Origin of the sequence: Nonomuraea sp. NPDC050153, from assembly GCF_044460125.1 — a bacterium.
Classification (GTDB): domain Bacteria; phylum Actinomycetota; class Actinomycetes; order Streptosporangiales; family Streptosporangiaceae; genus Nonomuraea.
In genome coordinates this window covers 97,957-123,232 of record NZ_JBITJQ010000022.1, presented here as the reverse complement: position 1 = coordinate 123,232, position 25,276 = coordinate 97,957, and the positions used below count along the sequence as shown (strand labels likewise).

General features: G+C 71.8%; 21 protein-coding genes. 8 read left to right on the top strand and 13 right to left on the bottom strand.

Annotated features, from left to right (window positions below; all coding sequences use genetic code 11):
• Nucleotides 1–165: 165 nt before the first annotated feature.
• A complete protein-coding gene (locus tag ACIBQ1_RS39765) occupies nucleotides 166–723 on the bottom strand; it encodes a TetR/AcrR family transcriptional regulator (RefSeq protein WP_397285163.1) in 558 nt (185 codons plus the stop codon).
• An 86-nt stretch (nucleotides 724–809) separates the two neighbouring features.
• Here ACIBQ1_RS39765 and ACIBQ1_RS39760 point away from each other — a divergent pair, with 86 nt between their 5' ends.
• The 6 genes from ACIBQ1_RS39760 (at nucleotide 810) to ACIBQ1_RS39735 (ending at nucleotide 8,132) form a co-directional block, all read left to right on the top strand.
• Nucleotides 810–2,012: a cytochrome P450 gene (locus ACIBQ1_RS39760; RefSeq protein ID WP_397285160.1), complete on the top strand. Its 1,203-nt coding sequence runs from the start codon at nucleotides 810–812 to the stop codon at nucleotides 2,010–2,012.
• 64 nt (nucleotides 2,013–2,076) lie between these two features.
• Nucleotides 2,077–2,778 carry a response regulator transcription factor gene (locus ACIBQ1_RS39755; protein WP_397285158.1) on the top strand — a complete coding sequence of 234 codons (702 nt, stop codon included), beginning with the start codon at nucleotides 2,077–2,079 and terminating at the stop codon, nucleotides 2,776–2,778.
• The gene (locus ACIBQ1_RS39750) at nucleotides 2,775–4,139 is read left to right on the top strand and encodes a sensor histidine kinase (RefSeq protein WP_397285156.1); all 1,365 of its coding nucleotides are present in this window, start codon (nucleotides 2,775–2,777) and stop codon (nucleotides 4,137–4,139) included. The genes ACIBQ1_RS39755 and ACIBQ1_RS39750 overlap by 4 nt, the downstream gene beginning before the upstream one ends.
• A gap of 24 nt (nucleotides 4,140–4,163) precedes the next feature.
• Nucleotides 4,164–5,339 (top strand): glycosyltransferase, encoded by a 1,176-nt coding sequence (locus tag ACIBQ1_RS39745; RefSeq protein ID WP_397285154.1) that lies wholly within the window; start codon nucleotides 4,164–4,166, stop codon nucleotides 5,337–5,339.
• Nucleotides 5,336–7,417, top strand: a complete 2,082-nt coding sequence (locus tag ACIBQ1_RS39740) for an ArnT family glycosyltransferase (RefSeq protein ID WP_397285152.1) — start codon at nucleotides 5,336–5,338, stop codon at nucleotides 7,415–7,417. Before ACIBQ1_RS39745 ends, ACIBQ1_RS39740 begins: the two co-directional genes overlap by 4 nt.
• A gap of 196 nt (nucleotides 7,418–7,613) precedes the next feature.
• A complete protein-coding gene (locus ACIBQ1_RS39735) occupies nucleotides 7,614–8,132 on the top strand; it encodes an N-acetylmuramoyl-L-alanine amidase (RefSeq protein WP_397285150.1) in 519 nt (172 codons plus the stop codon).
• 16 nt (nucleotides 8,133–8,148) lie between these two features.
• Here the strand turns inward: ACIBQ1_RS39735 and ACIBQ1_RS39730 are convergent, their stop codons facing one another.
• The 3 genes from ACIBQ1_RS39730 to ACIBQ1_RS39720 all read right to left on the bottom strand — a co-directional run bounded on the left by ACIBQ1_RS39730 (nucleotide 8,149) and on the right by ACIBQ1_RS39720 (nucleotide 12,170).
• On the bottom strand, nucleotides 8,149–10,089 hold the full coding sequence (locus ACIBQ1_RS39730) for a peroxidase family protein (protein WP_397285148.1): 1,941 nt from the start codon (nucleotides 10,087–10,089) through the stop codon (nucleotides 8,149–8,151).
• Between the two features lie 105 nt (nucleotides 10,090–10,194).
• The gene (locus tag ACIBQ1_RS39725; protein WP_397285146.1) at nucleotides 10,195–11,112 is read right to left on the bottom strand and encodes an acetoacetate decarboxylase family protein; all 918 of its coding nucleotides are present in this window, start codon (nucleotides 11,110–11,112) and stop codon (nucleotides 10,195–10,197) included.
• Nucleotides 11,109–12,170, bottom strand: a complete 1,062-nt coding sequence (locus ACIBQ1_RS39720) for a hypothetical protein (RefSeq protein WP_397285144.1) — start codon at nucleotides 12,168–12,170, stop codon at nucleotides 11,109–11,111. Before ACIBQ1_RS39720 ends, ACIBQ1_RS39725 begins: the two co-directional genes overlap by 4 nt.
• 196 nt (nucleotides 12,171–12,366) lie before the next feature.
• Here ACIBQ1_RS39720 and ACIBQ1_RS39715 point away from each other — a divergent pair, with 196 nt between their 5' ends.
• Entirely contained in the window at nucleotides 12,367–14,751 is a 2,385-nt protein-coding gene (locus ACIBQ1_RS39715) for a GMC family oxidoreductase (RefSeq protein WP_397285142.1), read from the top strand.
• Between the two features lie 103 nt (nucleotides 14,752–14,854).
• Here the strand turns inward: ACIBQ1_RS39715 and ACIBQ1_RS39710 are convergent, their stop codons facing one another.
• The 5 genes from ACIBQ1_RS39710 to ACIBQ1_RS39690 all read right to left on the bottom strand — a co-directional run bounded on the left by ACIBQ1_RS39710 (nucleotide 14,855) and on the right by ACIBQ1_RS39690 (nucleotide 18,381).
• The gene (locus ACIBQ1_RS39710) at nucleotides 14,855–15,121 is read right to left on the bottom strand and encodes a hypothetical protein (RefSeq protein ID WP_355370593.1); all 267 of its coding nucleotides are present in this window, start codon (nucleotides 15,119–15,121) and stop codon (nucleotides 14,855–14,857) included.
• A 69-nt stretch (nucleotides 15,122–15,190) separates the two neighbouring features.
• Nucleotides 15,191–16,042, bottom strand: coding sequence for a helix-turn-helix domain-containing protein (locus ACIBQ1_RS39705; RefSeq protein WP_397285140.1), 852 nt, complete (start codon nucleotides 16,040–16,042; stop codon nucleotides 15,191–15,193).
• Between the two features lie 57 nt (nucleotides 16,043–16,099).
• Nucleotides 16,100–16,354 (bottom strand): hypothetical protein, encoded by a 255-nt coding sequence (locus ACIBQ1_RS39700; protein WP_397285138.1) that lies wholly within the window; start codon nucleotides 16,352–16,354, stop codon nucleotides 16,100–16,102.
• An 86-nt stretch (nucleotides 16,355–16,440) separates the two neighbouring features.
• Nucleotides 16,441–17,454, bottom strand: coding sequence for a phosphotransferase family protein (locus tag ACIBQ1_RS39695; protein ID WP_397285136.1), 1,014 nt, complete (start codon nucleotides 17,452–17,454; stop codon nucleotides 16,441–16,443).
• 120 nt (nucleotides 17,455–17,574) lie between these two features.
• Nucleotides 17,575–18,381, bottom strand: a complete 807-nt coding sequence (locus ACIBQ1_RS39690) for a GNAT family N-acetyltransferase (RefSeq protein ID WP_397285134.1) — start codon at nucleotides 18,379–18,381, stop codon at nucleotides 17,575–17,577.
• Nucleotides 18,382–18,408: 27 nt separating this feature from the next.
• On the opposite strand from ACIBQ1_RS39690, the gene ACIBQ1_RS39685 reads away from it, so the two are divergent.
• A complete protein-coding gene (locus ACIBQ1_RS39685; protein ID WP_397285132.1) occupies nucleotides 18,409–19,272 on the top strand; it encodes an ROK family protein in 864 nt (287 codons plus the stop codon).
• On the opposite strand, the gene ACIBQ1_RS39680 is transcribed toward ACIBQ1_RS39685, so the two are convergent.
• From ACIBQ1_RS39680 to ACIBQ1_RS39665, 4 genes are read right to left on the bottom strand one after another with little or no spacing between them, the layout of a single operon-like run.
• Nucleotides 19,261–21,057 carry an acyclic terpene utilization AtuA family protein gene (locus ACIBQ1_RS39680; protein WP_397285303.1) on the bottom strand — a complete coding sequence of 599 codons (1,797 nt, stop codon included), beginning with the start codon at nucleotides 21,055–21,057 and terminating at the stop codon, nucleotides 19,261–19,263. The two genes, ACIBQ1_RS39685 and ACIBQ1_RS39680, sit on opposite strands and share 12 nt — an antisense overlap.
• Nucleotides 21,054–21,815 (bottom strand): enoyl-CoA hydratase-related protein, encoded by a 762-nt coding sequence (locus ACIBQ1_RS39675; RefSeq protein WP_397285130.1) that lies wholly within the window; start codon nucleotides 21,813–21,815, stop codon nucleotides 21,054–21,056. Before ACIBQ1_RS39675 ends, ACIBQ1_RS39680 begins: the two co-directional genes overlap by 4 nt.
• Nucleotides 21,812–23,740: a biotin carboxylase N-terminal domain-containing protein gene (locus ACIBQ1_RS39670; protein ID WP_397285128.1), complete on the bottom strand. Its 1,929-nt coding sequence runs from the start codon at nucleotides 23,738–23,740 to the stop codon at nucleotides 21,812–21,814. Before ACIBQ1_RS39670 ends, ACIBQ1_RS39675 begins: the two co-directional genes overlap by 4 nt.
• Nucleotides 23,737–25,269, bottom strand: coding sequence for an acyl-CoA carboxylase subunit beta (locus ACIBQ1_RS39665; protein WP_397285301.1), 1,533 nt, complete (start codon nucleotides 25,267–25,269; stop codon nucleotides 23,737–23,739). The genes ACIBQ1_RS39670 and ACIBQ1_RS39665 overlap by 4 nt, the downstream gene beginning before the upstream one ends.
• Nucleotides 25,270–25,276 lie beyond the last annotated feature (7 nt).

Below are 25,276 nucleotides of genomic sequence, written 5' to 3'. Positions count from 1 at the left end.
AGCCCCGCGCCAGCCCCCTCCGCGCGAGCCCCGCGCCAGCCCCCTCCGCGCGAGCCCCGCGCCAGCCCCCTCCGCGCGAGCCCCGCGCCAGCCCCCTGCGTCGGTGCCCCACGCCGGTGCCCTACGCCAGTGCCCCGCGTCGGTCTCCTGCGCGGGTGGTCCGCGCTAGTCCTCCGCGATCAGCCTCGTGGCCACCTCCATGGCCACGGACGCCCGCTCCGCCTCCGGCACGTCCAGGTCGAAGAGGAACGGCACGCTGCCCAGGATCACCGCGAACACCGCCAGCCGGGCCTCGAACTTCCGCACCGGCCCCGCCTCCGGATCCTCCAGCAGGGACACCATCTTGACGATCCCGCTCTGCATCCGCTCACCGGCCGGCAAGCCCTGCATCACGCCCTGGTTGACCTGCGCGAACTTGAACAGCGGGCGCCACTGCCCCTCCAGCAGCTCGCCGATCCGCCGCAGGATCTCCCGCCTGGACTCGGCGGTCCTGGGCTGCGCGTGCCCCCACTCCACCAGCTCGTCGATCGACTCGGCCAGCCGCTCCCCGACGCTCTGCAGGATCGCCTCTTTGGTGCTGAAGTGGTAGTAGAGCGCCGGCCTGGTGATCTGCAGCCGCTCCGCCACCTCCTGCAGCGTGGTCTGCTCGTACCCCTGCTCGGCGAACAGCTCCAGCGCAACCTGCCGGATCCGATCCCTCGTGTCCGTCCGCCGCCCTGCCATTCCGCTCCCATCACTTGACGACCGGCCCCACGATTGCTTACTTTCGCGTAAGTAAGCAATGCGATCCGGCTTGTAGGGAGCAGACTATGGCGGAAAACTTCCCTGTCCAGCGCACGTGCCCGTTCGCGCCCCCGCCCGAGTACGAGCGGATGCGCGAGCAGGCCCCTCTCGTGCGAGCCTCGCTCCCCGGCGGGGACGTCTGGCTCGTCACCCGGCACGCCGCGGCGAAAGAGGTCCTGGCGGGCACGGGCATCAGCACCAACCCGGCGACTCCCGGCCATCCCAACTGGGCGTTCAGACCGGAGCCGCCCACTCCCGAGGAGCGGGCCGCGGCGGCGGAGTTCGCGATCGGCCACTTCATCGACCTCGACCCGCCCGAGCACAGCCGGTTCCGGCGGCTGCTCATCCCCGAGTTCACCGTCAGGCGGATCAAGGAGCTGCGGCCCGGCATCCAGCGCACCGTGGACGAGCTCATCGACGTCATGCTGGCCAAGGGCGGCGAGGCGGAGCTGGTGGAGGCGTTCGGGCTGGCGCTGCCGTCGCTGGTCATCTGCCAGCTGCTCGGCGTCCCCGTCGACGACCGCGAGTTCTTCCAGTCGCGTACCCGGCAGATGCTCTCCCACGCCGACGGCCCCGATGCGAGCCTCCGGGCGATCATGGAGCTCAGGGACTACCTCGGCACCCTGATCACCGAGGCGACCAAGCAGCCCAAGGACGACCTGCTCGGGCGGTTGATCGAGAGCGGTCAGCTCACGCACGCCGAGCTGGTGGGCGTGACCTTCCTGCTGCTCGTCGCGGGCCACGAGACCACCGCGAACATGATCCCGCTCGCCGCCCTCACCTTCCTGCGCCACCCGGGCCAGCTCGCCGCGCTGCGCGAGAACCCGGACAAGTGGCCCATGGCGGTGGACGAGCTGCTGCGCTACCACTCGGTCGTGGACTGGGTGGCGTTCGACCGGGTGGCCGTCGAGGACCAGGAGATCGGCGGACAGCTCGTCAGGAAGGGCGAGGGCATCTTCGTGCTCGGCGCCTCCGCCAACAGGGACGAGCGGGCGTTCGAGCGGCCGGACGAGTTCGACGTCGAGCGCGGGGCCCGCCACCACGTGGCGTTCGGGTACGGTGTTCACCAGTGCCTCGGCCAGAACCTGGCCAGGGCCGAGATGGAGATCGCGCTGCGCACGCTGTTCGAGCGCATCCCGGGCCTGCGGGTCACCATGCCGGACGAGGAGCTGCCGATCAAGAGCGACGGCCCCATCTTCGGCCTCAAAGCGATGCCCGTCGCGTGGTGATCCTCATGGAACGAGCATGATTGCGTTTATCAGGTTTTCATGATGAGCCTCTAGCGTTTGTCGCATGAGTGAGCCCGCACGGTTGCTGGTAGTGGACGACGAGCCCGCGTTGCGCGAGGCGCTGCAGTCGAGCCTGGAATTCGAGGGCTACAAGGTCGTCACGGCCAACGACGGGCAGGCGGCGCTGGACGCGGTCGTGGCCGACTCCTTCGACGCGGTGCTGCTGGACGTCATGATGCCCCGGCTCGACGGCCTGACCGCCTGCCGGCGGCTGCGGGCCTCCGGCAACCACATCCCGGTCCTCATGCTCACGGCCCGCGACGCCGTGGGCGACCGGGTGTCGGGGCTCGACGCGGGGGCCGACGACTACCTCGTCAAGCCGTTCGAGCTGGACGAGCTGCTGGCCCGCGTCCGCGCCCTGCTGCGGCGGGGCGCGCTGAACGCGAGCCCCGCCGAGGGCGGCGACACTCTCACGTACGGCGACCTGCGCATGGACCTGGCGACCAGGGAGGTCACGCGCGGGGACCGCCGGCTGGACCTGACGCGCACCGAGTACCTGCTGATGGAGCTGTTCCTGGCGCACCCTCGGCAGGTGCTGACCAGGGACCAGATCCTCAGCGAGGTGTGGGGGTTCGACTTCGAGCCGACGTCCAACTCGCTCGACGTGTACGTGATGTACCTGCGGCGCAAGACCGAGGCCGGGAGCGAGCCCCGCGTGATCCACACGGTGCGCGGGGTGGGGTACGTCCTACGGACGACGCCGTGATCTGGCGCAGCCTCCGCACCCGCCTCACGCTCCTGGTCGCGGTGGCCGTCGCCCTGGCCATCGCGGTCGCCGCGGGCGTGTGCTTCATGATCGTACGGGCGCAGCTCTACGACCAGGTGGACCAGGAGCTGAAGCCGCGCCCCGGCGAGAACAGCCTGCCCTGGCTCATGGAGCACTGCCGCTCCACACCCGAAGCCCCCGGCCCCTACGGCCCGCCACAGGCGACGCAGATCATCTACAGCGACGGCCGCCCCACCTGCTACCTCGGCACGGCGCTGAAGATCACACAGGAGGATCTCGACATCGCGTCGCAGGGCGGCAGGCCGCACAAGCACAACGGCCTGGCCGAGGACGGCACGCCCATGCGCATCTTCACCGCCAACGTCGGCCCAGGGATGGCCGTCATGGACGCCCGGCCGATGGGCCGCCTGCAGGACACCCTGCGCAATGTGGCGTTGCTGCTCGGCTTCGTGTCGGTGCTCGGCGTGCTCGGAGCCGCCACAGCGGGCCTGCTCATCGCCCGTGCCGCGCTGCGCCCGGTGGGCAGGCTGACCAGAGCGGTCGAGCACATCGCGCGGACCGAGGACCTCGACACGCGCATCCCCGTCGAGGGTACCGACGAGATCGCCCGCCTCTCCTCCTCCTTCAACGCCATGACCACCGCCCTGGCCGGCTCCCGAGAGCGCCAGAAACAGCTGGTCGCCGACGCCGGCCACGAGCTGCGCACCCCCCTGACCACCCTGCGCACCAACATCGACCTCCTCCTGCGCAGCGAGCAGACGGGCCGCAGCCTCGACCCCGACGCCAAGAAGCGCCTGCTCACCAACGTCAAGGCCCAGTTCGCCGAGCTGTCCACGCTCGTCGCCGACCTCCTCCAGCTGGCCAGGGGCGACACCGAGCACGAGCCGCACGTCGAGCTGGCCTTCCACGAGGTCGTGACGGCGGCCGTCGAGCGGGCCGGGCTGCGCGGCGCCGAGGTGGTCAGCGACCTGCGGCCCTGGTACGTCGTCGGCAGCGCCACCTCACTCGAACGCGCCGTGCTCAACCTCATCGACAACGCCGCCAAGTTCAGTCCTGGGCGCCAGGTCGAGGTGTCGTTGTGGCACGGCCAGCTGTCCGTGCGCGACCACGGTCCGGGGCTGCCGGAGGAGGAGCTGCCGCACGTCTTCGAGCGGTTCTGGCGCTCCCCGTCCGCCCGTGGCCTGCCCGGGTCCGGGCTGGGTCTGGCGATCGTGGCGCAGGCCGCCGCGGAGGCCGGGGGACAGGTAAGCCTGTCGAACGCGCCAGGTGGCGGAGCGATCGCGACTATGGACCTTCCCGGAACTCTCATGCGTAACTCAGAATCGGATAAGTCCCGTTAAAGACCCGACCCGTGAGCTGGCTGCATGGAGATAACAGCAGTAAGGACGCGCCTGGTCGAGGTGGTCGTCCCGGTCTACAACGAGCAGCGGGCGCTCCGCGCGAGCATCACCCGGCTGCAGACGTACCTGACCAGGAACTTCCCGTACGGCTTCCGCATCACGATCGCCGACAACGCCAGCACCGACAACACCTGGCAGATCGCCACCGAGCTCGCCCAGGAGCTCCAGCACGTGCGGGCCGTGCACCTCGACGAGAAGGGGCGCGGCCGGGCGCTGCGGCGGGTCTGGTCGCAGAGCGAGGCCGACGTCGTCAGCTACATGGACGTGGACCTGTCCACCGACCTCGACGCGTTCCTTCCGCTGGTCGCGCCTCTCCTGTCCGGTCACAGCGACCTGGCCATCGGCACCCGCCTGGCCAGGGCCTCCCGGGTGGAGCGGGGGCCGAAGCGCGAGTTCATCTCCCGCTCGTACAACCTGCTGCTGCGCTCCGTGATGGGGGCTGGGTTCTCGGACGCGCAGTGCGGGTTCAAGGCGGTCCGTACGGAGATCGCGCAGGCGCTGCTGCCCGGCGTCGAGGACGAGCAGTGGTTCTTCGACACCGAGTTGCTGCTGCTCGCCGAGCGGCACGGGCTGCGCATCCACGAGGTGCCCGTGGACTGGGTGGACGATCCGGACAGCCGGGTCGACATCATCCAGACCGCGCTCGACGACCTGCGCGGTCTGGCCAGGGTCGCGCGCAAGACGCTGTCGGGGGCGGCCCGCATCCCGGTGCCGGCCCGGGTCCAGCGGGCCGAGCTGCCGAAGGGGATGGCCAAGCAGCTGCCCAGGTTCGCGATCGTCGGCGTGGTGAGCACGCTGGCGTACCTGGCGCTGTTCTCGCTGCTGCGGCAGATGGTCTCCCCGCTGGCCGCCAACGCGATCGCGCTGCTGGTCACGGCCGTGGCCAACACCGCCGCGAACCGCCGCTTCACGTTCGGCGTCAAGGGCTCGGGCGGGGCGATGCGGCACCAGTTCGAGGGCCTGATCGCGTTCTTCGTCGGGCTGGCGCTCACTTCGGGGAGCCTGTCGCTGCTGCCTGACGGCGTCTCGCACGGGGTGGAGCTGGTCGCGGTCATCATCGCCAACGCGGCGGCCACGCTGGTCCGCTTCCTGCTGCTGCGCGTGTGGGTCTTCAACCCCAAGCGGAGGTCGGCACGATGACCGCCACCGCCATGCGGTCCGGGCACCGGGCCGCACCGAGCCGCAGCCTGCCCGCACGCGTCTTCCTGGGCGCCGAGGAGGACCCGCGCTGGTCGCGGCCCGCCATGTGGGCGGTGCTCGCCGTCGCTTTCGTCCTGTACGCGTGGGGGCTGAGCGGCAACGCCAACGAGTACTACGCCGCCGCCATCCTCTCCGGGACGCAGAGCTGGAAGGCGTTCTTCTTCGGCGCGCTGGACGCCGGGTCGTTCATCACCGTGGACAAGCCGCCGCTGGCGCTGTGGGTGATGGGGCTGTCCGCGCGGATCTTCGGCTACGGCACGTGGAGCATGCTGCTTCCGCAGGCCCTGGCCGGGGTGGCCGCCGTCGGCCTCGTCTACTCCGCCGTGCGCCGCGCCTGCTCCGGAAGGACGTACGCCGACGCGGCGGCCCTGGTCGCGGCCGTGGTCATGACGCTCACCCCGATCACCGTGGCGATCAACCGGGACAACAACCCCGACACGATCCTCGTGCTGCTGCTCGTGCTCGCGGCCTGGTTCTGCCTGGAGTCGCTGCGTACCGGGCGCCTGCGGTCGCTGCTGGTGTGCGCCCTCTTCGTGGGGCTGGGCTTCAACGCGAAGATGCTCCAGGCTTACCTGGTGGTGCCGGCCTTCGCGCTGGCGTACCTGCTGTGCGCCGGCGTGCCGTGGCTCAAGCGGGTGGGGCACCTGCTCGCGGCCGGCGTGGTCATGCTGGTGTCGAGCGCCTGGTGGATGGCGATCGTCGACCTCTGGCCCGCGGACTCGCGGCCCTACGTCGGCGGCTCCACCGACAACTCCGTCTGGGACCTGGTGATCGGCTACAACGGGCTCGGCCGGATCTTCGGCCAGGGCGGCGGCCCTGATGGCGGCGGTGGCGGTGGCGGCGGCTTCGGCGGGGAGTCCGGGGCCGGGCGGCTGTTCAACGACATCCTGGCGGGGCAGATCTCCTGGTTGCTGCCGTTCTGCGTGGTGGCGCTGGCGTTCGCCGCGGTCATGCGGGTGCGCCGGATCGAGGGCCCGTCCGGGGCCGCGTGGCTGCTGTGGGGTGGCTGGCTGGTCGTCCACTACGTCGTGTTCAGCTTCTCCAGCGGCACCTTCCACCCGTACTACACGACTGCGATGGCGCCTGCCGTGGCCGCTCTGTGCGGGATGGGCGGGGTGGCCATGTGGCAGGAGTACCGGCGGTCGCGGACCTGGGCCTGGGCGCTGCCGCTGGCGGTGGCGCTGACGGGCGGCTGGTCGTTCGTGGTGCTGCGCCGCACGCCCGACTGGGCGCCGTGGCTGGCCTGGGTCGTGCTCGGGGCGACCTTGGCGGCCGTGGTGGTGCTGGTGCTGGCCAGGGTGCGGGCGCAGGTGACGGTCAGGATCGCCGCCGTCGCGCTGGCGGCCACGGTGGTCGCCGGCCTGGCCGGGCCCGCCGCGTACGCCGTCAGCTCGCTGGGGTCGCAGGTGAACGGGACGAACCCGACCGCCGGGCCGAACGCGGGACAGATGGGCTTCGGCCGGATGGGCGGCGGCCCGGGCGGCCAGTTCCCCGGCCGCGATTTCCGCAACGGCCAGATGCAAGACGGCCAGATGCCTAATGGTCAGACGCCCAATGGTCAGATGCCCAACGGCCAGATGCCCGGTGGGCAGGGGCAGCCGGACGCGCAGGGACAGCCCGGCGGGCAGGACGCGGGTTCCGGGACGGGGCGGACCGGCCGGGCGGGCTTCATGGGCGGCGGCCCCGGCGGCGGGATCGGCGACTCCATGGTCAAGTACCTCCTGGCGAACCAGGGCAAGGCCACCTGGCTGGTCGCGGTGAACAGCGCCATGCAGGCGTCGCCGACCATCCTGTCCACCCGCAAGCCGGTGCTCTCCATGGGCGGCTTCACCGGCAGCGACGCGGCGATGACCGTGGATCGGCTCAAAGAGCTCACCTCCTCCGGTCAACTCCGCTACGTTCTGTCGGGCGGCGACCGTGGCGGTCCGGGCCGGGGCAACGCCGAGGTGACGACCTGGGTCCAGCAGAACTGCAAGGCCGTGGCCGGCCAGGACGGCCTCTACGACTGCGCCGCGTGACGGGAAAGGGGCGCCTCGGCGGCGCCCCTGACACCGACCCGCTCATTCCTGGGTCATCTGCACATCGAGGCCGAAGTCACCTCAAGGCAGGATGAAATATGGCCAACGAGACCGGCATCTCCGCGCGCCGCATGCGGCTCTCCCGCCCGCCTGCCGCCTAACCTGCGGAAAGTCGAGCACATACGAGGGAGAGACCATGGCGATCAGCATCGTCAAGCGCCGTGCCTGGAACGCCCGCCCGCCGAGAGACCCGGACGACGTCGTCCAGGTCCCCTGGCCGCAGCGCACCGAGTTCATCGTCCACTACACCGAGGGACCGACGACGCAGACGCCGCGGGAGATCCAGGACTTCCACATGGACGTGCGGGGGTGGAACGACATCGGCTACAACTTCCTCGTACGGGACGACGGCATCGTGTACGAGGGCCGTGGCTGGGAGGTCAAGGGAGCCCACGCCCTGAATCACAACGTCAGCGGCATCGGATGCGCCTACATCGGCCTGAACCAGGCGAGCGACGGGGCGAAGCTGAAGATCCGCGCCCTGTACGACGAGGCGTGCGCCAAGGCGGGCCGTACGCTGGCCAAGCGCGCCCACATCCAGGTCGGCGACACCGACTGCCCCGGCACGAAGCTGCTGGCCTGGGTGGAGGCCGGCATGCCGGTCCCCGCCGCGGCGGGCGCGGACCTGCCGTCGGACGACGACCGGCTCGCGTGACGGCGGGGACGGCACCTCAGCCGGTGGCGCGGGACCTGTGCCACGGCGCGAACGCGTTGTCCACGCCGTGCAGGGCCGGGCGCAGCTCCGGATGGTGGCGCAGGATCACGGAGGCCATGGTGCTGTCCGCGATCCAGTCCAGCCCTGCCTTGGTGTAGACGCGCTCGGCGTAGTCGGGAGTGAAGAACCGGTCGCTGTTGAGCCGCCGGGAGGCCATGAGGATGAAAACCCGGAAGGCCGTGTCGCTGAAGGCGAACCCTTCCGGGCGCTTCTCGGCGAACATGCCCACGATCAGGTCGACGTCCTCCAGCCGGTCCTCGTACACCTCGCGCAGCTCCTCCGCCAGCGCCGGATCGTCCGTGAGCGTGTCGAACCCGGTCACCGGCTGTAGGTCGAGCAGCCTGCGGAACTCGTTGTAGCGGGGCACGCCCAGCTCCCGGCAGCGGATCAGGTCCGTGGCCGCCAGGTCCACGAGCTTGCCGTCGGGGCGTTCGAACTCCTGCAGCAGGCGCGGGAAGTTGTGCAGGACGATCGCGCCGGGATGCTCGGTCCCGAAGGAGTACAGCAGGTCGGCGGGTGAGATCGCCGAGGCGACCCGCAGTGCCGCGGGGCCGGACAGCTCGCGCAGCGTGCTGTTCCTGATCCCGGAGTCGTCGCGCAGGTGGCGCAGGCTGTAGTCGTCGGGGATCAGCGGGTGCATCCGGTAGACGGCCGAGAACTCCTCGGTGATGCTGAACGGCACCCCGAAGTGGTCGGTCCGCGAACCCGGGATGCCGCTGATCGCCTCACTCCGGCTGATCCGTCCCAGCGCCCTGTTGATCCGCTCGGAGGCCATGCCCCACCAGTTGGCCCGCAGGCCCGTCACCGCCGTGGGGTGGCTGATGGCCGCGGGCGTCCACTCCACGGTGTGGATCTTGGCGACGAGCGCGGCGTTGATCAGTCTGGCGCGCTCGAACAGCTCGTCGTCGCCCCAGGCGGGATACTCGGCGTGGAGCCGTTCGCAGATGGCGTTGTGCTCGTGCTCGAACAGCCCCTGCATCATCACCAGGCCGAGCCAGAAGCCCGGCTCGCGGGCCGGGTCGGCCTTGCCCCCGGCCATCGCGCGGGTCCCGGACGGGCGATGGCGGATCCTGCCCCGGGTGCCGGTGCGCAGGGCCCGCTGCTCCTCGTCGCCGATGCCGTAGACCAGCGACAGGTCCCACCAGTGGGTGAGCGTGTTCAGCGAGGTCGCGGGCCCCTCGTAGCCGGGCGGGCGGGTCGGGTCGGGCGGGACGCGCGGGATCGTCAGCAGGGGCTGGGGCCAGTCGTCGCCCGGCTCCAGCGGGATGGTCCACGGGTCCTCCGACGGGCTGATCCCGTGGCTGAACCAGTCCCTGATCATGAACTGCAGCCAGGTCGCGGCCAGGACGTTGAGGGAGCTCGCGGGCTGGAACCGGGTGCGCGTCATGAGCCGCCGGCTGATCGTGCGCGGGTTCGGCGTCATGACCCGCTCGGGCGGCTCGGCGAAGGTGCGGTCGAGCGGGACGTTCCGCCCGAACCGGGTGCCGGCCATGCCCATGGCGGGCTGGTCCACGTCGTTGTACGAGCCGTCGGCGGTCCGCCGTACCTCGTGGCCCTTCGGGTCCGGGGCGGGCGGCGGCGGGCCGAGGGCGGGCAGGCGGCCGGTGTCGTACAGGTTCTGTTTACGCAGCCGGTTGCGGACGCCCACCAGGACCGCCAGGCCGAGCGGGGTGGGCAGCCGGTGCCAGCCGAAGCGCCGGTCGAGTGCGTGGGCCAGGGCGTCGTAGGCGGTCCAGAACCACGAGCGGCGGTAGCCGGCCCCGGTGACGGGCCGTTCCCGGCCGGTGGGCGGCCGGGCGCGCTCGGGCGCTTCGGCGCGGGTGGACTCGGCCGTGGGCGCGGTGGCGTGGGCGGAGGCGGCCGTGAGGCGCGCGGCGATACGCAGGCGGTGCTTCATCGGATCTCCCCGTGAGCGGTCGGCGGTCAGCGGTCGGCTACGGTGCGGGCGTGTCGTACTCGCGCGGTCGGCTACGGCGCGGGCGTGACGTACTCGCTCGATCGGCTACGGTGCGGGCGTGACGTACTCGCGCGGCCGGGACGGGCTCAGCAGCCGGTCCGTCGCCGCGCGGTTGGGCGGCGGCAGCCGGTCCTGCCCGAGCCCCAGCCCGACCACGGACTCCAGCCCGTCCCGGGACGGCGGGGGAGGCGTGGCCGAGGTCAGGAACCAGCTCTCCACGTGGTCGTCGAGCACCCCGCTCACGGACGGGAGGTAGGCCGTCAGGATCGGCCGGTCGCGGATGTCCAGCCGCCTCAGCCACGCCGCGCGTTCGTGCTCGCCGATGAGGAGCCGGTCCTGCGGGCCGCCGCCCCACGTCAGGCCCATCCGGCCGCGGAGCGCGACGGACGACTTCCAGAGCATCCCCCGGAAGGAGGCGTAGCCGGTGGCGGTGTAGCGCATCGGCAGCCACGCCCGCGGCGGTCGCGGCACGTCCACGCGCATGACCAGCTGCCCGTCGAGGTCGTACTGGCTGCTGATCGTGGACTCGCCGGTCACGAAGTCGAGTGAGGCGCGGCGCTTGGGCAGGCCCCAGATGCCGAGGCCGCCCTTGACGGAGATCTCCGTGCTCACCGGCATGTCGGCGATGTAGACGCCGGTGCCGAAGAGCGAGCTGAACAGCAGCGGCAGCAGCGGCGGCGCGGGCCGGCCGCCCGGCGTGCACAGGATCCCGGTGACGAACTCCACGTACGTGCCGATCGGGGTGTCCTGGTAGTCGACGACCGCGATCACCAGCACCCCCTCGCCGCGCACCCGGTACGGGCTCAGCTCCTCCGGCAGCGCCTCACGCGCGCCGCGCGGGTCGATCGGGTACGCGGCGATGAGCGCCGGGCTGCCCAGCGTCCCCACCGGCATCCGGAACGGGATGCCGTCCACGTCGGCGAATCGGCCGGCCACCCGCCGGCGTCCTGCGATGAAGGTCATCGGTCCCCCCTGTGCCGGGCCGGCGTGCCGGCCAGCTCCTCGATGATCAGCGGAAAGACGTCGCGGTGGGCGCGCTCGCCGAAGAACACGTCCAGATGGCTGTATCCGCATAGGAGGTGGAGGGAGTGGTGGGGGGCGAAGCGGGAGAAGAAGTCGTAGGAGCGGCGCTGGCTCTCCGGGAGGAAGCAGCGGTTCAGCTCGCCGGCCAGGAAGACGATCCGGGCGTCGGTACGCGGCTCCTGCGCCGTGTAGTCGTCCGGCAGGCCGTCGAGGTGCTCGTAGGCGACCAGGTGGCCGCTGCGCACGCATTTGTCCATCTGCTGGAAGAAGGTCAGCGGCACCGGGCCGAACTCGTGCGGGAGCCAGAGGTCGTGCGTGGCCGCGCCGAGGTTCTCGTGCCGCCACAGCGCGGGGGACCCGCTGCCGTACGTGAAGCTGACCAGCTTGCACACCGTGCTCCCGCACTCGGGGTGGGCGGCCTTCACCAGCTGGGTGATCAGCGCGGCCACGCCCGGTGGCGGGCGGTCGCCCCAGGAGGGATCGAGGTACGGCAGGAACCTGCGCGTGAGCGGCACCGCGTACCGGAGCTTGGCCCGAGACCAGCGCGGGACGACGGGATGCAGGGAGACCGCGTTCGTGACGATCGTGTCGACCTGGGGCACCAGGCCCGCGCACGCGGACATCATGAACGAGGTCGACCCCTGGCAATGGATGATCGCCTTGATCCGGTCCGCCCCGGTCTCCTCGACGATCTTGCGCACCGCGGCGGGATGGTCGTGCTTGGCCGCCTGGTCCAGCGTCCACGGATTGGGCGGGAGGTCGATGCTGGCCCGCCAGTCCTCCAGCCAGACGTCGTAGCCCTCCGCGACGAGCACGTCGACGATGCCGGCGGGCACCGGCGCGCGGAACACCCTGGACCGGACCCCCGCGCCGTGCACGAGGATGACCGGGGCCTTCGCCGGCGGAGTGTGCCCGCGCACGTTGACGAGACGCAGGCTTTTGCCGTCTCCGGCGGTGAAGGGTACGACGCGTTCGTGTGTAGCGGGTCGTCCATGCATACCGATCGCCATTTCGGGCCCCAATCTCGGGGCCCAGTCCCGGGGCCCCAATCTCGGGCCCTGATCTTGGGCACTGCCGGCCGCGGGCCGGCAGTCCTGGTTTGGACTCCTGATTCCGGTGCTCAGCTCACCGATCGGTTACTCTTGCATTCTACCTCTCCCCCCTTTTCGGACCCTTCCGGACGAGGGAGAGACAATGCGCTATAACGGTCCTGACCTGGCAAGACGCCCTGCCGGTGAGCACGCCGACGTCGTCGTGGTGGGCTCGGGGTTCGGGGGCTCCGTGGCGGCCTGCCGGTTCGCGGAGGCAGGGCTGCGGGTGGTCGTGCTGGAGCGCGGCCGGCCGTACCCGCCGGGCTCGTTCCCGCGGACGCCCGCCGCGACGGCCCGCAACCTGTGGGACCCGAGCGAGGGTTTGCTCGGGCTGTTCGACCTGTGGAGCTTCCGCGGGCTCGACGCGGTCGTCTCCAGCGGGCTCGGCGGCGGCTCCCTCATCTACGCCAACGTGCTGCTGCGCAAGCCGGAACGGTGGTTCGTCAAGGAGAGCCCGCTGCCCGGCGGCGGCTACGAACACTGGCCCGTCACGCGGGCCGACCTCGACCCGCACTACGACGCGGTGGAGCGGATGCTCAAGCCCCAGCGCTACCCGCTCGGCCAGCGTCCGTACGACACCACGGCCAAGACCCTCGCCATGCGCGAGGCGGCCGGGCGGCTGGGGCTGGAGTGGGAGCTGCCGCCGCTGGCCGTCGCCTTCGCCCCCGAGCCCGGCGCCCAGCCCGCTCCCGGCCTGCCCATCCCGGACCCGGAGTACGGCAACCTGCACGGCCTGCCGCGTACGACGTGCCGGCTGCGCGGCGAGTGCAACCTCGGCTGCAACGACGGGGCCAAGAACTCCCTCGACCACACCTACCTGTCGGCGGCCCGGCACGCCGGCGCCGACCTCCGTACCCTGCACGAGGTGCGCTGGCTGGCCCCCGCTCCGGGCGGCGGTTACGCCGTGAGCTACGTGGTGCACGAGCCGCGCGAGGGGCGGCGGCGGGTCAACACCCGGCGGCTGCAGCAGCGCACGATCACCTGTGACCGGCTCGTCCTGGCCGCGGGCACGCTCGGGACGACCTACCTGCTGCTGACGTGCATGTCGGAGTTCCCCGGCCTGAGCCCCATGCTCGGGGCCCGCTTCAGCGGCAACGGCGACCTCCTCACCTTGATCCTGGACGCCCGCGACGGCGCGGGCCGCCACCGCTCGCTGGAGGGCAGCCGAGGGCCGGTGATCACCAGCGCCATCCGGGTGCCGGACGCGGCCGACACGGGGCAGGGGGACCGCCGGGGCATGCTGGTCGAGGACGCGGGCTATCCGCCCTTCGCCGAGTGGCTGGGGGAGTTCGCCGGGGCGCGCGGCCAGGCCAGGAGGGCCGGCAGGTTCCTGCTGGGCAGGATCGGAGCCCTCCTCGGCCACTCGCCGCAGAGCCGGATCAACGCGGAGCTGGCCGCGCTGCTCGGCGACGGTCACCTGTCCGACGGGTCGCTGGCCCTGCTCGGCATGGGCCGCGACATCCCCGACGGCGTGATGCGCCTGCGCCGCGGCTTCCTGGACGTCGACTGGACGACCAGCACGTCCATGCCGTACTTCGGCACGCTGCGCTCGGTCATGCGGGACACGGCACGGATCCTGCGGGCCGGCTACCGCGACAACCCCCTGTGGCTGGCGCGCAGGGTGATCACGGTGCACCCGCTCGGTGGCGCCCCGATGGGACGCCACCCCGCGGAGGGCGTCGTGGACGAGTACGGCGAGGTGTTCGGGCATCCGGGCCTGTACGTCCTGGACGGCGCGTGCATGCCGGGCCCGGTCGGCGTCAACCCGTCCCTGACCATCGCCGCTCTCGCGGACCGGGCCTGCGAGCACGTCCTGGAGACGGCGCCCCGGACGGCGTCCCGGACGGCGCGGCAGGGCGGGGCCGCGTCGTCGGGCCTGAGCTTCACCGAGGAGATGCGCGGCCACGTCATGCCCGGCTCCGCCGACCCGGAGGAGGGAGAGCGGCTGGGGCGCGCGAACGGGCACCCGCTGGCGGTCCACCTCACCATCACCGCCGGCGACGTCGAGCGGTTCGTGGCCGACGCCGGGCACGAGGCGTCCGCCGCCGGGTGGGTGACCTGCCCCGTGGTCGGCGGCGGTCGCCTGCGGGTGGAGGACGGGTCGTTCAACCTGTTCGTGGCGGGCGAGGAGCCGGCCCGCCGGCGGATGCTCTACCGCCTCCACTTCACCGGCGACGGTGACGCCCCGCTGACGCTCACCGGGTTCAAGGACGTGCACGACGACCCCGGGGCGGACATCTGGCCCGACACCTCCACCCTGTACGTCCGGATCCTGCGCGGGCACACCCGCCCGGCGGACGACTCGGAGGCCGAGGTGGTCGCCGCGGGCGTCATCCGGATCCACCTGCCGGACTTCCTGCACCAGCTGACGACGTTCCGCACGTGGGGGCCCGACGGGGCCGCGGGGCTGGCGAGGTTCGGCCGGTTGTTCCTGGGCGAGCTGTGGGACGCCTACCACGATCTCGCGGCGGGGGCGCGGGTGCCGTAGACGGCCGGGCGGCCTTGACAACGATGTCAATCGCCTTCTTGATGTTCTTATGGCCGTACCACTGATCGCCGTAAGGCGTGTTTTGGACCGGGTGGGGCGAGGGTCAGGCGGGGAGGGCCGCGAGGAGGTAGGCGAGGCGGGCGGCGGCGGACTCGACGTCTTCGGCGGTGCCCAGGCGGTAGCCCCACGACGTGATGTACGCGCCCTCGTCCGAGCACGTCACCGTCTCCGTCAGCGTGGCCGAGAAGCGGTTGCGGACCGACACGTAGGCCGGGTCGCTCGACAGGGCGAGGCTCTGGACGGTCAGGTCAGCGTGACGACCCGCGTGCCAGGCGAACCGCTCGAGGCACAGCGCGGTATCAAGCATCATGCGTCACCTCCGCAACGTCTCGCGACAGAATTGCACGATCTTGGGTGGGGAGGCAAGCAATTGCTGCGTTTAATGTGATGTTTGTTTGCGGTAATCGTGAAGAATTCCGATGATGACCTCCCGTCCGGCTTCCTCGAACTCCGCCACCTTCGCGTAGTCGTCGAACGCCCGGACGTAGAAGCCGATGTCGTCGGGATCGCGAAGGACCAGGTCTTTCGTCATGGTGGCCACCGCGACCATGGCCTCGTTGTAGATCCAGAAGCCGTTGATCGGGTTCGCCGGCAGCTCCGTGCTGAACGGGATGACGCCGAACTCGACGTTCGGCAGCGTGCTGACCGCCAGTAATCGGTCGAGCTGGCCGCGCATCACCTCGGGCGGGGCGAGGGCGGTGCGCAGTGCCGCCTCCGTCACCACGAACCTGAACGTGCGCGTCCGGTCGTAGAGGATCTCCTGGCGCTGCATCCGCACCCGGACCGCCGCGTCGATCTGGTCGGCCGCGCTGTAGAGGCGCTTGACCTTGCGGAAGACGTGCCTGGCGTACTCGGAGGTCTGCAGCAGGCCCACGATGATGCCCGGTTCGAACACGCGGAACAGCTTCGTGCGCGACTCCAGGTCGCGGATGTCCTCCTGGAGCGCGGCCAGGCCGCTGCGGTGGCGCTGCTTCCAGTCGTCGTGCCGTTCGAGCAGCGCGATGGCCTGCCTGATGAGCTCGTCGGTCGTGTCGGGCGAGGCGCGTACGGCCTGCGCCCACACGACCACGTCATCCTCCGTGGCGGTCTGCCGGGCGTTCTCCAGGCGGGAGACCTTGGACGGCTGCCAGCTCAACCGCTGGGCCAGCTCCTTGCCCGACAGATGCGCGCCCTCGCGCAGCTGGCGTAGCTGGCCGCCGAGGTCGATGCGCGCCTGCTGAAACGACGTCACGCCGCAAGAGGCTAGCCCTGCTTGCGTGGATCATGCCAGCATCATGCGCAATTGTGATCAACCGGTTGCCGAGAGTGTTCCTCCGCTGGTCGGGAAAGCGGTTGCCGGGCCGTCGGGGAGGACCCGGCGGGCGATTTCGGTGATGAGCTCGCGCGGAACTTCGACCGCGGTCTCGCCGTCGAGCACGTCGCGGAGGTCCGCGAGAGCCTCCGCGTCGGTGACTTGCAGACCTTGCACGACGATGGTGCCGCGGTCGGTCTCGTACAGGGTGGGACAGGCGCCCGCCTCCGAGGTGGAGCCGAGGAACCGCATTCGCATGACGATCCTTCCCCGATAACAGGTGCAATTGCGCGCAATTGTACGACTCGGGGCTTAAGAAGTGATCGTTTTTCCGGAAATCAGCCGAGAATGCCGTCCATAAACTCTTGTGCCCGTTCGAACAGCTCCAGGGTGGTTGCGTGGAGAGCGTCCCCTATGTCCTTTGGTGCCTTGCCCGCGAACGCCCGAGCGTGTGAGCCCTCCAGGACGATGCCGAGCTTGAAGCAGGCCATCACCGCGTACCAGCCGACGGCCGACAGGTCGCGCTCGGACAGCGCCGCGTAGTACTCGATCAGCTCGCGCGGCTCCGGCAGCCCGGGGACGTGGCCGTTGTTGCCGGGCCAGGTGGCCAGCAGCCAGCCGAGGTCGAGCAGCGGGTCGCCGATCGTGCACATCTCCCAGTCGACGATCGCGGCCACGCGGGGGCCGTCGCAGGCGAACATCAGGTTCGCGAAGTGGTAGTCGCCGTGCATGATCCCCGGGGCGAACGTCCGGGGCAGGTTGCGCTCCAGCCAGCCGGCCGTCTCGGGCAGGCCCGGGATGTCGGGGCCCGGATAGCCGTCCAGCTCGCCGTACGAGTCGAGCTCCTTGAGCCAGCGCGGCACCTGCCGCTCCAGGAACCCCTCCGGCCTGCCGAACCCCGGCAGCACCCCCGGATCGACCCGCCCCAGCTCGGCCAGCGCGCCGGCGGCCTCCAGCCCCATCCGGTGCCTGATCGCGGCGTCGGAGGCGTGCGGCTCCGGCAGCCCCGTCGAGGGGTTGAACCCGTCGACCGGCTCCATCAGGTAGAACACCGGCTCCCGCGCGGTCTGCGCGGCCACCAGCCTGGGCGCGGGCACGGCCGTGTCGCGCAGCGCCGCCAGCACCCGCGCCTCGCGGCGCAGCACCTCGTTGCTCTTGCCGCGGGCGTGCAGGGGAGGCCGGCGCAGGATGTACGGGTGGCCGCCGCGCTCGAAGCGGACCATGACGTTCTGCGTGCCGCCCAGGACCGGCGCCACGCCCGCGATCGGGCCGCCGGGCAGGCCCTGGGCGTCCATCCACGCGCTGAGCTCGGCGAAGTCGATGGCGCTGACGTCGATGTGGGTGGAGGTCATGATCGCCCTTCGGCAGAATCATATTCTGGCCGACCGACCCTACGAGAGCGCCGCGCACCCGGTCAACCCGTGGCGGCCCCGTGGCGGCCCTGTGGCGGCCTCGCCGGGCTGCCCGTCCCGTCAGCCCAGCGCCTGCATGAACGGCAGGAACTGGCGGGCACGGTCGCCGGGCAGGTCGCCGCCGCACACCATCCTGGCGGTCCGCCACGGGTGGCCCATGCCGTGCGCCACCGCCCACGTGACCAGGCCGTCCATCGCCTCGTCCAGGTCCATCCGCACCTCGCCGCCCGCGTCCAGCGCCAGGTCGCCGATCAGCGCCCGCGCGCTCTCCTCGTCCCGCGCCACGACCGGCCCGATCACGGTGTTGTCGTCGTTGCGCCAGCAGTGGCCGAAGCCGCCGTCCGCGATCCGTACCCGCTCGCCGAAGTCGAACATCCGCCCCAGCAGCGCCGACCTGTCCGTTCCGAACAGCTCGGCGTCCAGCTTCACGATGTCGTCCAGGTCGGCCTCCGCGGCGGGGCGGGTCCGGCCCGACGGCTCGCCCTCGAACACGCCCGTGTGCTTGACGACGCCGCCGATGGCGCGGAACCCCATCTGCTCGTACAGGGGCCGGCCGTTGTCGGTGGCGAAGAGGGAGACCGTACGGTCGCCGGCCTGTTCCATGGCGTGCTCCATGAGCCGGCGGGCCAGCCCCTGCCTGGCGTACCTGGACGCCGTGAGGACCATGCTGACCACGGCCTGGTCGTCGCCGTAGCGGGTCAGGACGTTCGTGGAGGCCAGGCCGTCGCCGTCGGGGGCGTCGATGCCGTACACCTCGCCGACCTCGAACAGCAGGCGCCACTTGTGGCGCTCGGGGAGCCAGTCGCGGTCCTCGGCCAGGCGGGTGCAGGCGTCCAGGTCGTCTTGGGTGAGGCGGCGGATGGTCATGCACGCACCCTACGGGACGATGGGTCGATGGATTACGTCGTTGCACTCGATGTCGGCGGTACCACCCTCAAAGGCGGATTTGTCGCCCGCGACGGGACAATTCTGCATTTTGAGCGACGTGCGACGCCCCGTGGCGCCGACCAGGTGATCGCGGCCGTCTCCGCCTTCGTCGCCGACCTGGCGCGGCCCCGCGCCGGGCGGCGCCCGCTGGCCGTGGGGCTGGCGGTGCCGGGGCTGGTCACGCCCACCCACGCCGTCTACTCCGCCGCCTTCGGGTGGCGGGACGTGCCCGTCTCGTCGTTCGCGGACGTGGACCTTCCGGTGGCGCTCGGGCACGACGTCCGCTCGGCGGGGGAGGCCGAGCTGGCCTACGGGGCGGGTGGGGACGACGTGCTGTTCCTGCCCATCGGCACGGGTATCGCGGGCGCGGTCGTCCTGTCGGGCTCGCCGTACGGGGGAGCAGGGGGCTTCGCCGGGCAGATCGGGCACATCCCGGTCCGGCCCGGCGGGCTGGAGTGCGGGTGCGGGCAGCGGGGCTGCCTTTCCGCGTACGCGTCGGGCGGGGCCGTCGCGGCCCGGTACGGCTCGGGAACCGCCGCGGACGTCGTGCGCCTGGCCTCCGAAGGGGACGCGCGGGCGGCGGAGGTGTGGTCGTCGGCCGTGGACGCGCTCGCCCTGGCGCTGGCGACGTACACCTTGCTGCTCGACCCGGCGCGCATCGTCATCGGGGGCGGGGTCTCGCTGGCGGGGGACGCGCTGCTGGTGCCGCTGCGGGAGCGGCTGGCGGGGCGGCTGGCGTTCCGGCCGGCGCCGGAGGTGGCGGCGTCGCCGCTCGGGGTGCGGGCGGGGCTCCTGGGGGCCGGGCTGCTGGGCTGGCGCTCAGTCCCGTAGGTGCGGCGGTATGTCCATCTCCTTCGCCCGCAGCTCCTCGCCCAGCGCCTTTGCCTGGGGGTCCATCCTCGGACTCGCCGCCACACCCCTGCCCAGGAGGCCGTGGACGACGAAGTTGAGCGCCTTGATGTTGGGGAGCTCGTGGCGGTCGACGCGGTGCCGGGCGAGGGCCGGGAGGAGACGCTTGAGGGTGTCGGGGGTGAGGTGGGCCGCCAGCCATTCGTACCGCTCCTGCGTGTCGGCCCACACGCCCAGGTTCGCGTTCCCACCCTTGTCCCCGGACCGCGCCCCGGCGATCCTGCCCAACGCCACCCGCCCACCTCTCTCACGCCGGCCCGGCGCTGGGAGGAGGGCCGGTGCGGGGTGCGCCTCGGCGGCCTCGCGTCCACCGCCCGCCGCGCCCGCCGCCTGCGCGTCGTCCGAAAGCGCGTGCTCAGTCGCCTGCCGGTCGCCTGCGGGTGCGTGCCCCGTCGTGACCGGCGCGTTCGCTGGGGGTGCGGGTGCCGGGCCGGGCGCGGGAGGGAGTTCACGGCCATCCACGAAGACCCGGGGGCGGACCTCCGAGGCCGGGACGAGGACGGGCCAGTAGACCCCGTACGGCGTGGCGTTGCCCGGCGGGGTGAGGGCGTAGAAGCCCGGGTAGCTGGCAAGCCCCGTTTCCACCACGGCGGAGGAGAACGCCCGTCCCGCCCGGCGTTCGTCGGCGTCCATGACCGTGATCCGCAGCAGTCCGGAGTCCGTCAGCTCCACGTCCACCCGGTCGAACGAGTCCCGGGGGACGCGGGCCCAGAGGGCGTCCTCGGCGGCCCGGGCCTTGGCCTCCACGTCCAGGCCCGTCAGCACCAGGGTCATCGTGTTGCGGTAGCCCGCCAGGTAGTTGACGGCCACCTTGAGGGTGTCGGGCGGCCGCTCTCCTCGGACGCCCGAGATCAGGACGCGGTCGGGGCCGTCGTCCGTGAGCGTGATCGTGTCGAAGCGGGCCACGACGTCGGGCCCCAGGTAGCGCGGGCTCCCGAGCTCGTACACGAGCTGCGCCGTGACCGTGCCCACCGAGACCAGCCCGCCGGTGCCGGGGTGCTTGGTGATCACGGCGGAGCCGTCCGCGTTCAGCTCGGCGATGGGGAAGCCGCAGTGCGCCAGGTCCGGCACGTCCTGGAAGAACGCGTAGTTCCCGCCGGTCGCCTGGCAGCCGCACTCGATGACATGCCCGGCGACCACCGAGCCCGCGAGCTGGTCCAGGTCGCCGGGCCCCCACCCGTACCGCCAGATGCCGGGGCCGGTCACCAGGGCGGCGTCCGTCACGCGGCCGGTCACCACCACGTCCGCGCCCGCCGCGAGGGCGGCGGCGATCGGGCGGCCGCCGAGATAGGCGTTCGCGGTCAGGGGAGCGGCGGTGAGGGGCTCGCCGGTGTCGGCGTTGGCCAGGTCCAGGGAGCGGCCGGTGAGGTCGTCTCCCGTGACGTGGGCGACCGTGGGAGAGAGACCGAGGCGGTCGGCCAGGTCGTGGACCGCCTCCGCGCAGCCGGCCGGATCCAGGCCACCGGCGTTGGCCACGATCTTGATGGATCTGTCGAGACAAGGGCCCAGGACGTCCTCCAACTGGCGGAGGAACGTCGGCGCGTACCCGGGACGGCCCTTCAGCCGGTTCCCGGCGAGGATGAACATGGTCAGCTCGGCCAGCCAGTCCCCGGTGAGCACGTCGATCGGCCCGCCCTCGACCATCTCCCTGGCGGCCGAGAGGCGGTCGCCGTAGAAGCCGCTGCAGTTGGCGATGCGCAGCGTCATCGCGCGGTCCACTTGGGCGGCCGCTTCTCCCTGAACGCCGCGATGCCCTCCTGCCCCTCCTCCGAGGTGAAGCGCTCGGCGGACAACTCGGTCATCCGCCGCAGCCCCTCCTCGAACGGCATCGCGGGCACCTCCCGCACCAGCCGCTTCGTGATGGCCAGGGCCTCGGGGCCGCCCTTGATCAGCAGCTCGGCGAAGCGCCCGACCGTCGCGTCCAGTTCGTCCTCCGGCACGGCCCGCGAGAGCAGCCCGATCTCCGCCGCGCGGGCCGCGTCGAACACCTCCCCGGTCAGGAAGTACTCGGCCGCCGCCCGGGGCTCGACCCTGCGCAGCACCGGCACCGAGATCATGGCGGGCACGACGCCGAGCCGTACCTCGGAGAAGGCGAACGACGCCGTCAGCGGCGCGATCGCGAAGTCGCACGCCGCCACCAGCCCCAGGCCGCCCGCCCGCGCCGTGCCGTTCAGCCGGCAGATCACCGGCTTCGGGCTCTCCCAGAGCAGCGTGAGGACGTCGGGGAACGACGCCGTCACCGCCGCCCCCGAGGCCTTCTGCTCCTTGAGGTCGGCGCCCGAGCAGAACACGTTCCCGGTGCCGGTCAGCACGATCACCCTGGCCTCCGGCTCGGCCAGCGCCCAGCGGAGCCGGTCGGCCAGGTCGGCGAGGAGCCGTACGGACAGGGCGTTGCGGTTGGGCGGCGAGTCCAGCGTGACGGTCGCGACGCCCGCCGCCAGATCCTTGTGCACCAGGCTCGTCATGAGGTCTCCTCCTGGATGATCGCCAGCACCGCGCCCGCTTCGACCTGCCGGCCTTTTTCGACGTGTACGTCCGACACCACGCCGTCGGACGGCGCCGCGATCCGATGCTCCATCTTCATCGCCTCGAGCACCAGCACCGGCTGCCCCTTCGTCACCCGGTCGCCGGGCTCCACCTCGACCCGGAGCACGCTGCCCGGCATGGGGGCCAGCAGGGATCCGGGGGCGACGTGCTCGACCGGCTCGGGCAGGAGGGGGACCGGGGTCAGCTCGGCGCACCCGCCGACGTGGTCGACGTAGACCTTGCCGTCCTCGTCGTACCGGGCCACCTCGAAGGTGTGCCGGACGCCGTCGCGTTCCAGGATCACCTCGTACGGCTCCGCGCCGATCACGGTGACGCCTTGAGGGAGCGGGTCGTAGACGACCTCGGCCTCCTCGAAGCGGGCCCGGCGGGGCTGGGAGCGCACGTTGCGCCAGCCGCTCGGGAGGCCCGCCAGCGCCTTGGCCCGGCGGCGGTTGGCGGCGGCCATGGCCAGGGCGGCGGCCAGCACCGGCAGCTCATCGGCTACCCCGCCGACCGCACCGCTGGCCTCGTCCGGATGGCCACCGTGAAGGGGCCCGCCGTGAAGAGGGCCACCGTGAAGAGGGCCGCCGGGGGCGAGGAAGCCGGTGTGGGTGTCGCCAGCCCCAAAAGCCGGATTTGTCAGGATTTTTACAAGCAAATCGCGATTCGTCGTAACCCCGTGGAGCTTCGCCCGCCGAAGCGCCGTGACCAGCTTCCGCACCGCCTCCGCCCGCGACGACCCGTACCCGATCACCTTCGCCAGCATCGGGTCGTAGTACGGCGAGATCACCGACCCGGACCCCACCCCCGAATCCACCCGCACCTCTCCGGACACCTCGAACCGCCGCAGCACCCCGCTCTGCGGCAGATAATCCTCGTCCTCCGCATAAAGCCGCACCTCCACGGCATGCCCGGACGGTTCGGGTGGCATTGCCGGCAGCGCGGCCCCTTCGGCCACCTCCAGCTGCAGCCGCACCAGATCGACCCCGTGGACCAGCTCGGTGACCGGATGCTCGACCTGGAGCCGGGTGTTCATCTCCAGGAACGCCACCCGGTCCCCCCTGACCAGGAACTCCACCGTCCCGGCCCCGACATAGCCGATCTTCCGGGCGGCCCTGACCGCCGCCTCGCACAACCGCTCCCGCAGCTCGGCCGATATCCCCGGCGACGGGCACTCCTCGACGACCTTCTGATGCCGCCGCTGCACGCTGCACTCGCGCTCGCCCAGCGCCCACACGGTGGCGTGCCGGTCGGCCAGCACCTGCACCTCGATGTGCCTGGCGTGCTCCAGCAGCGGCTCCACGAACACGGTTCCGTCGCCGAACGCCGCCGCCGACTCGCGCCGCGCCGACTCGACCTCCCGCGCCAGCTCCCCGGCCGCGCGGACGATCCGCATGCCGCGCCCGCCCCCACCGGCCGACGCCTTGACCAGGACCGGGAACTCCCCGGGCGCCTCCGGGTCCAGCGAGGGGAGCACGGGCACCCCCGCCTCCGCCATCAGCCGCTTCGCCCCGACCTTGGACCCCATGGCCGCGATGGCCCCGGGCGGCGGCCCGACCCACACCAGCCCGGCGTCCAGCACGGCCTGCGCGAACTCCGCGTTCTCGGACAGGAACCCGTATCCGGGATGCACGGCGTCCGCACCGGAGGCGCGGCAGGCGTCCAGTACACGGCCGATGTCCAGGTACGTGTCGGACGGGCGGGCGCCCGGCAGCCGTACGGCCAGGTCGGCCTCGGCCACGTGCGGCGCGTCCGCGTCGGGGTCGGAGAAGACGGCGACCGTGGAGATGCCGAGCAGCCGGCAGGTGCGGAAGACGCGGCGGGCGATCTCGCCCCGGTTCGCGACGAGCAGCCGGGTGATCATGGCCGGAACACCCCGAATCCCGCCGGTTCGGGCACCGGCGCGCTGTTGACGGCCGACAGGCACAGGCCCAGGACGGTACGGGTGTCGCGCGGGTCGATGACCCCGTCGTCGTACAGGCGGCCCGACAGGAAGAACGGCAGCGACTCCGACTCGATCTGGGCCTCCACCATCGCGCGCATCGCCGCGTCGGCCTCCTCGTCGTACGCCTGGCCCTTGGCCCGCGCCGACGCGCGGCCCACGATGGACAGCACCCCGGCGAGCTGTGCCGGGCCCATCACCGCCGACTTGGCGCTCGGCCAGCTGAACAGGAAGCGGGGCTCGTAGGCGCGCCCGCACATGCCGTAGTTCCCCGCCCCGTACGAGGCGCCCATGACGACGGTGAGGTGGGGGACGGTCGAGTTGGACACCGCGTTGATCATCATGGCGCCGTGCTTGATGATGCCGCCCTGCTCGTAGTCCTTGCCGACCATGTAACCGGTCGTGTTCTGGAGGAACAGGAGCGGAGTGCGCGACTGGTTCGCGAGCTGGATGAACTGGGTGGCCTTCTGCGACTCCTCGCTGAACAGCACGCCGCGCGCGTTCGCCAGCACGCCCACCGGGTAGCCGTGGATCCGCGCCCAGCCGGTCACGAGGGAGGCGCCGTACAGCGGCTTGAACTCCTCGAACTCGCTCCCGTCCACCACCCGCGCGATCACCTCGCGTGGGTCGAACGGCACCTTCAGGTCCTCGGGGACGATCCCCAGCAGCTCCTCGGCCGGGTACGCGGGCTCCCGGGCCGCGTGCGGGGTCACGCCCTGCTTGTGCCAGCCGAGGGAACGGACGATCCGCCGGCCGATCCGCAGCGCGTCGTGCTCGTCCAGGGCGAGATAGTCGGCCAGGCCGCTGGTCCTGGCGTGCATCTCGGCCCCGCCCAGCGACTCGTCGTCCGACTCCTCCCCGGTGGCCATCTTCACGAGGGGCGGGCCGCCCAGGAACACTTTCGCTCGTTCCCGCACCATCACCACGTAGTCGCTCATGCCGGGCACGTAAGCGCCGCCTGCCGTGGAGTTCCCGAACACCAACGCGATGGTCGGAACACCCGCCGCCGACAACCGGGTCAGGTCCCGAAATATCCGGCCACCCGGGATGAAGATCTCCTTCTGCGTCGGCAGGTCCGCGCCGCCGCTCTCGACCAGGTTCACGTACGGGAGCCGGTTCCGCAGCGCGATGTCGGCCGCCCGGAGGGACTTCTTCAGCGTCCACGGGTTCGAGGCGCCGCCGCGGACCGTGGGGTCGTTCGCCGTGATCACGCACTCGACGCCCTCGATCACGCCGATCCCCGAGACCATTCCGGCCCCGACCGGGAACTCGCTGCCCCAGGCGGCCAGCGGCGACAGCTCCAGGAAGGGCGAGTCGGGGTCGATCAGCAGCTCGATCCGCTCCCTGGCCAGGAGCTTGCCGCGCCGGCGGTGCCGTTCGACGTACTTCTCGCCGCCCCCGGCCACCGCCTTGGCGTGCTCGGCGTCGAGCCCGCCCAGCTTGGCGAGCATGGCCTCG

What these genes read in the sequence shown, in the direction of transcription:
- ACIBQ1_RS39765 (WP_397285163.1), bottom strand. Translation starts at nt 723, where the DNA reads ATGGCAGGGCGGCGGACGGACACGAGGGATCGGATCCGGCAGGTTGCG.
- ACIBQ1_RS39760 (WP_397285160.1), top strand. Translation starts at nt 810, where the DNA reads ATGGCGGAAAACTTCCCTGTCCAGCGCACGTGCCCGTTCGCGCCCCCG.
- ACIBQ1_RS39755 (WP_397285158.1), top strand. Translation starts at nt 2,077, where the DNA reads ATGAGTGAGCCCGCACGGTTGCTGGTAGTGGACGACGAGCCCGCGTTG.
- ACIBQ1_RS39745 (WP_397285154.1), top strand. Translation starts at nt 4,164, where the DNA reads ATGGAGATAACAGCAGTAAGGACGCGCCTGGTCGAGGTGGTCGTCCCG.
- ACIBQ1_RS39740 (WP_397285152.1), top strand. Translation starts at nt 5,336, where the DNA reads ATGACCGCCACCGCCATGCGGTCCGGGCACCGGGCCGCACCGAGCCGC.
- ACIBQ1_RS39735 (WP_397285150.1), top strand. Translation starts at nt 7,614, where the DNA reads ATGGCGATCAGCATCGTCAAGCGCCGTGCCTGGAACGCCCGCCCGCCG.
- ACIBQ1_RS39730 (WP_397285148.1), bottom strand. Translation starts at nt 10,089, where the DNA reads ATGAAGCACCGCCTGCGTATCGCCGCGCGCCTCACGGCCGCCTCCGCC.
- ACIBQ1_RS39725 (WP_397285146.1), bottom strand. Translation starts at nt 11,112, where the DNA reads ATGACCTTCATCGCAGGACGCCGGCGGGTGGCCGGCCGATTCGCCGAC.
- ACIBQ1_RS39720 (WP_397285144.1), bottom strand. Translation starts at nt 12,170, where the DNA reads ATGCATGGACGACCCGCTACACACGAACGCGTCGTACCCTTCACCGCC.
- ACIBQ1_RS39715 (WP_397285142.1), top strand. Translation starts at nt 12,367, where the DNA reads ATGCGCTATAACGGTCCTGACCTGGCAAGACGCCCTGCCGGTGAGCAC.
- ACIBQ1_RS39710 (WP_355370593.1), bottom strand. Translation starts at nt 15,121, where the DNA reads ATGATGCTTGATACCGCGCTGTGCCTCGAGCGGTTCGCCTGGCACGCG.
- ACIBQ1_RS39700 (WP_397285138.1), bottom strand. Translation starts at nt 16,354, where the DNA reads ATGCGGTTCCTCGGCTCCACCTCGGAGGCGGGCGCCTGTCCCACCCTG.
- ACIBQ1_RS39695 (WP_397285136.1), bottom strand. Translation starts at nt 17,454, where the DNA reads ATGACCTCCACCCACATCGACGTCAGCGCCATCGACTTCGCCGAGCTC.
- ACIBQ1_RS39690 (WP_397285134.1), bottom strand. Translation starts at nt 18,381, where the DNA reads ATGACCATCCGCCGCCTCACCCAAGACGACCTGGACGCCTGCACCCGC.
- ACIBQ1_RS39685 (WP_397285132.1), top strand. Translation starts at nt 18,409, where the DNA reads ATGGATTACGTCGTTGCACTCGATGTCGGCGGTACCACCCTCAAAGGC.
- ACIBQ1_RS39680 (WP_397285303.1), bottom strand. Translation starts at nt 21,057, where the DNA reads ATGACGCTGCGCATCGCCAACTGCAGCGGCTTCTACGGCGACCGCCTC.
- ACIBQ1_RS39675 (WP_397285130.1), bottom strand. Translation starts at nt 21,815, where the DNA reads ATGACGAGCCTGGTGCACAAGGATCTGGCGGCGGGCGTCGCGACCGTC.
- ACIBQ1_RS39670 (WP_397285128.1), bottom strand. Translation starts at nt 23,740, where the DNA reads ATGATCACCCGGCTGCTCGTCGCGAACCGGGGCGAGATCGCCCGCCGC.
- ACIBQ1_RS39665 (WP_397285301.1), bottom strand. Translation starts at nt 25,269, where the DNA reads ATGCTCGCCAAGCTGGGCGGGCTCGACGCCGAGCACGCCAAGGCGGTG.